The sequence below is a fragment of the Bacillus sp. S4 genome (genome assembly GCF_040838205.1).
Taxonomy (GTDB): Bacteria; Bacillota; Bacilli; order Bacillales; family Bacillaceae_G; genus Bacillus_A; species Bacillus_A cereus_U.
Genome location: NZ_JBFPJI010000274.1, coordinates 1 through 4,451, shown reverse-complemented (window position 1 = coordinate 4,451; position 4,451 = coordinate 1). Strand labels below are relative to the sequence as shown.

The following is a 4,451-nucleotide window of genomic DNA, read 5'->3' as shown; positions in this document are numbered from 1 at the left end:
CTATACTTTCTTTAAAAATTATTGTTATAATGAAAAATAAATATTTTCTATTGCGTCGTTTGTCAGAAGAAAGGGTGTTTCGTATGACAAAAAAGAAAATAGAAGATTTCTTAACAAACTCCGAAAAAGAGGAACTGCTAGAAAACTATAAATGTTTACGAGAAGCCCGCACAAAAAGCGAAGCTAATTATTTTGGTGAAGCAGTAGACCATCTATTAAATAAAGTAAAAAAACGAATTACTGAAGAAGCAGGCATACATGATGAAAATGCAGCAACTGTGCAATCAAAGAGAAAAGCACTTTTTTAGACTGATCCTAAAAAAGTGCTTTTTTGTTTACTAAAACTTTATGATGCCATTCCTTTTTCATTATCTTCACTAAGCTTTTCACTTTTTCTAAATAGAAGTAAAGCTACAACATATAGTAACGCTGTAAAACTACCTACAAGTACAAAGTTTTGAGATACCGCAAATAACATTCCTGCTATTGCCGCTCCAATCATTTGGCCAATGTACATCGAAGCATTAGCAAGGGCAGCACCTGTTCCCCTTGCTATAATAGATATATTTTGTAAGTACCTCATCATCAATACAAACAAAATTCCTGTCACAAAAAATAAAACAAAGAAAAATAACTCGACAACTATCATGTCCTTTAAATGGGGTAGTATTACATATAGCACCGCTGTAAATACAATTCCACCATAGAAAGATAGGTTATAACCAATTTTTTTTACGATTCTAGGGCCAAAAATATTACCCGTTAAATTTCCTAACCCTAATACAAGCATAGCTGTACCTACTTCCTGAACCCGTAAGCCAAATTGAATGGAAAGCCACACACCCAAAAATGAAAATGCAGCAAAATTACCAGTTTGAAAAATAAAATATGCAAAATAGGAAAATGAGACCTTTTTGTCTTTAAGTAATTGTTTATAGCGCTTTAAGATAGATTTTTTATTTCCATCTATATGAACCGGTTGTATTTCTGGTAATACAACATACATCAAAATAACAAGTAGTGCTGATATTATACCAATGATGAAGAATGGCGTTGTATAATGTATCGTTGCTAAATAAGCTCCAATTGGTAGCCCTAAAATTTGTGAGATTGATAAGCCTGCTGTTGCAATCCCAATTGCTTTCACAATTTGCTTCTTCTCTATAAGCAGCGGAATAGATGCCCACACTTGTGGAGATACAAACGCTGCACTTACACCTGCTAAAAATCGAAAAATTAGCATCCATAAAAAACTAGGTGCAATTCCGCACAAAAATGTACTAATTGCGAAAAAAATCATACCTAGTATCATTACTTTTTTTCTATTTAATCCATCTGATATAGGACCAGCGATAAGCGCAAATCCAGCGTATCCTAAAGCATATGAACTCACCATCCATCCTGACAACTCAGTTGAAACATGATACACCTGTTGTAAAGTTGGCAAAAGTGGTGAAATTAAAAATGTATCCGTACCAATCATAAACATTATCATAAAGAATACACCTAGTACTCTTTTCATTTATGCCATCTCCTTATAGAGGAAAAGAGGGTGCTCCCCCCTTTCCTATTAATCCTCTAATATAGACTCAATTTTTTTCATAACCTTCTCATTCAATGAAACATCCACTGTATTTACACTTTCTCTTATTTGCTCTGCACGCTTTCCACCAGGAATAACAGCATCAATTCCTGGTTTATTTAATAGCCAGGCTAACGCTAAATGAGATAGGGCTATATTTTTTTCTTTAGCTAAGCCCTTTAGCATTTCAACTTTCTTAAAGTTTTTCTTATATGTATTTTCCTCAAAAAGATTTACGCCATTGCGCCAATCTTTTTCATTCACTTTGAAATCTTCTGTATATTTACCACCTAATATTCCAAAAGCAAGTGGCCCATATGGAATAAATGAAATACCTGCTTCAATACAATAAGGTAAAAGTTCTTCCTCTGCAGTACGATTTAGCATATTGTAAGGCGATTGTACAACATCTATATCTCCATATTGATTCGCCTCTTTTAATTGTTCTACATTTACATTTGATATCCCAATTGAACGAATTTTCCCCTCTTCTTTTAAACGGATCAGTTCTCCAATTGAATCTATGTAACTTGTTTCAGAGTTTGTAAAATGTAAATAATATAAATCAATATACTCTGTCTGTAATCTTCTTAAACTATTTTCCACTGCGTTCCTTAAATAGCTTGGTTCATTATTAATATAAACCTCTCCATTTAATAACGGCTGTATTCCACCTTTTGTAGCAAGTACAAATTCGTGGCGTTTCTCTTTTAATGCTTCTCCTACCAATTCCTCTGATCTACCGAAACCGTATGAATCCGCTGTATCAAAAAATGTAATTCCTTGCTGAATAGCTTCTTCTATTAATCGTTTTCCTTCTTCCTCATTCACATCAGCATATAAATTATGTCCCCCTACAGCATTTGGTCCTAACCCCAACTTTGAAATATTTAGTCCTGCCTTTTGTAATTTCGTATACTTCATTTTTTCTCCCCCTATATTTCTATTGTTCGAATATAATCGAACAATAGAAATATAGCACTTTATATGCTATAGTGCAACTAGAACAACTTATACAAGTAGGTGAAATAATGCGAACACTATACCATCCGAATCGAGAAGAAATTCAACTTTCTTCAGTCTTATATGCACTTAGCGATCAAATTCGTTTACAAATTGTAAATATGTTACTTGAGAAAAATGAGCAATCTTGTGGCTCATTAAACATCCCTATCGCGAAATCAACTTTATCTCATCATTTCAAGGTTTTACGTGAATCAGGTGTTATGTATACACGACTTGAAGGAACACAACGTTTCATTTCAATTCGTGAAGAAGACTTAAATGCTAGATTCCCCGGTTTATTAGATGTTGTATTAAACGCTACAGAACCATACTAAAAACCATCTCATATGAATATGAGATGGTTTTTAATAATTCCTATTCTTTTAATAAATCTATTAATCCATTCCCTTCAGATGTACGTTCATACCCTAAAGGTACAGTCCTTTTTATAAGTTGCGCGTATATTTCCGGCTCTGATAATTTTCTACCGTACTCTCTCTCACACTGCTTTATGAGAAGTGCTAGCGCCCCAGCGACATGCGGCGTCGCCATTGAAGTACCACTTAATACTGCATATTTCCCCTCTGGATACGTAGACAGTATTTCATCACCCGGCGCTACTAAATCAATTTCTTGATTTGAATTACTAAAGCATGAAATTTTCCGCTCTAAATTAACAGCACCTACTTCAATTACTTCAGAATAAGCACCTGGAAAATCTAATTCTGAAGTATCATCGTTACAATCTCCATCATTTCCAGCAGCGCATACGACAAGTACGTCTTGTTTTACCGCATTTTGAATAGCTTCATGTAACTCTGGTACATCTTGCGGGCCACCAAGTGACATTGAAATAATTCTCACTTTCTCTTTATTCGGTCCTCTCCAATTTACAGCATAATGAATGGCCTCGATAATTTGCTCATAGCTTCCAGAACCATCTCCAGCTAATACTTTTAAAACTAACATTTTAGCAAGTGGTGCTACACCTAATACACCCACTCCGTTTTCGGTTGCTGCGATTGTCCCTGCTACATGAGTACCATGGCCATTATTATCAAGATAAATTTTCGAATCACCTTCATAATCTTTCGTGAAATTTCTCCCACCAATAATACGATCTTTTAAATCTACATGATTTATATCACAACCTGTATCTAAGACGGCAACGACAATATCTTTCCCTTTCGCACTCTTTCCCCATACTTGCGGAGCATGAATCAGTTGTACACCTGGTGGAATTTCATTTACTTGCTCAACCACTTTATTTACAGTAAACGGAATTAATTTAATGCCTTTTTGTTTATTCGCTGTACTACTATTCATCGTAATCCCTCCTGAAAATGTATTATTTTCATTTCAGACCACTATTGAATACGTTTAGATTTAACATTCGTTTTATTCGTTCCATTTCCCTTCCTCTCAAATATTTCTCAATAAACAAAAGAAAAGGACCGATTATGGTCCTTTTCTTTTTCAGTTTTTCAAAAGAATAATAAATTAAGACTAAATCTCACTCTTGTTCAAAAACTGCTCAATTTCTTTTATTACATGTTTTGCGCCTTCTATACTAACAGTAATGCTTCCATTTGCTAATGAAATATTTTGGTCTGAAACATCACCTGTTATTTGACAAGCATTGTAAGGTTGATATTTTTGTAAAATGACTTTGTCTTCTTCTACAAAAATTTCAAGTGGTGATTTAATTTGTATTCCTAATACATCTCGTAATTCTTTAGGAATAACTATCCGTCCCAATTCATCTACTTTTCGAATAATTCCTGTTGCTTTCATGTTACTCCCCCCTTACTCTCTATTTATTTTTTTCACCTCGCTATTTTCATTTTATCACTATATATTTGGT

At 34.1% G+C, this 4,451-nt stretch carries 6 protein-coding genes; 2 read left to right on the top strand and 4 right to left on the bottom strand.

The window, feature by feature from the left end:
* Positions 1-83 precede the first annotated feature (83 nt).
* Entirely contained in the window at positions 84-308 is a 225-nt protein-coding gene (locus AB3X48_RS18320) for a hypothetical protein (RefSeq protein WP_002158225.1), read from the top strand.
* Positions 309-346: 38 nt separating this feature from the next.
* Here the strand turns inward: AB3X48_RS18320 and AB3X48_RS18315 are convergent, their stop codons facing one another.
* Together AB3X48_RS18315 and AB3X48_RS18310 are read right to left on the bottom strand one after the other, a co-directional pair.
* Positions 347-1,522 carry an MFS transporter gene (locus tag AB3X48_RS18315; RefSeq protein ID WP_367959790.1) on the bottom strand — a complete coding sequence of 392 codons (1,176 nt, stop codon included), beginning with the start codon at positions 1,520-1,522 and terminating at the stop codon, positions 347-349.
* A gap of 48 nt (positions 1,523-1,570) precedes the next feature.
* Positions 1,571-2,506: an aldo/keto reductase gene (locus AB3X48_RS18310; RefSeq protein ID WP_367959789.1), complete on the bottom strand. Its 936-nt coding sequence runs from the start codon at positions 2,504-2,506 to the stop codon at positions 1,571-1,573.
* Positions 2,507-2,613: 107 nt separating this feature from the next.
* Here AB3X48_RS18310 and AB3X48_RS18305 point away from each other — a divergent pair, with 107 nt between their 5' ends.
* A complete protein-coding gene (locus AB3X48_RS18305) occupies positions 2,614-2,922 on the top strand; it encodes an ArsR/SmtB family transcription factor (RefSeq protein WP_078173212.1) in 309 nt (102 codons plus the stop codon).
* A gap of 40 nt (positions 2,923-2,962) precedes the next feature.
* Here the strand turns inward: AB3X48_RS18305 and AB3X48_RS18300 are convergent, their stop codons facing one another.
* The gene (locus tag AB3X48_RS18300) at positions 2,963-3,913 is read right to left on the bottom strand and encodes a serine protease (protein ID WP_016104595.1); all 951 of its coding nucleotides are present in this window, start codon (positions 3,911-3,913) and stop codon (positions 2,963-2,965) included.
* Positions 3,914-4,093: 180 nt separating this feature from the next.
* Positions 4,094-4,381: an AbrB/MazE/SpoVT family DNA-binding domain-containing protein gene (locus AB3X48_RS18295; protein WP_002148618.1), complete on the bottom strand. Its 288-nt coding sequence runs from the start codon at positions 4,379-4,381 to the stop codon at positions 4,094-4,096.
* Positions 4,382-4,451 lie beyond the last annotated feature (70 nt).

What these genes read in the sequence shown, in the direction of transcription:
- AB3X48_RS18320 (WP_002158225.1), top strand. Translation starts at nt 84, where the DNA reads ATGACAAAAAAGAAAATAGAAGATTTCTTAACAAACTCCGAAAAAGAG.
- AB3X48_RS18315 (WP_367959790.1), bottom strand. Translation starts at nt 1,522, where the DNA reads ATGAAAAGAGTACTAGGTGTATTCTTTATGATAATGTTTATGATTGGT.
- AB3X48_RS18310 (WP_367959789.1), bottom strand. Translation starts at nt 2,506, where the DNA reads ATGAAGTATACGAAATTACAAAAGGCAGGACTAAATATTTCAAAGTTG.
- AB3X48_RS18305 (WP_078173212.1), top strand. Translation starts at nt 2,614, where the DNA reads ATGCGAACACTATACCATCCGAATCGAGAAGAAATTCAACTTTCTTCA.
- AB3X48_RS18300 (WP_016104595.1), bottom strand. Translation starts at nt 3,913, where the DNA reads ATGAATAGTAGTACAGCGAATAAACAAAAAGGCATTAAATTAATTCCG.
- AB3X48_RS18295 (WP_002148618.1), bottom strand. Translation starts at nt 4,381, where the DNA reads ATGAAAGCAACAGGAATTATTCGAAAAGTAGATGAATTGGGACGGATA.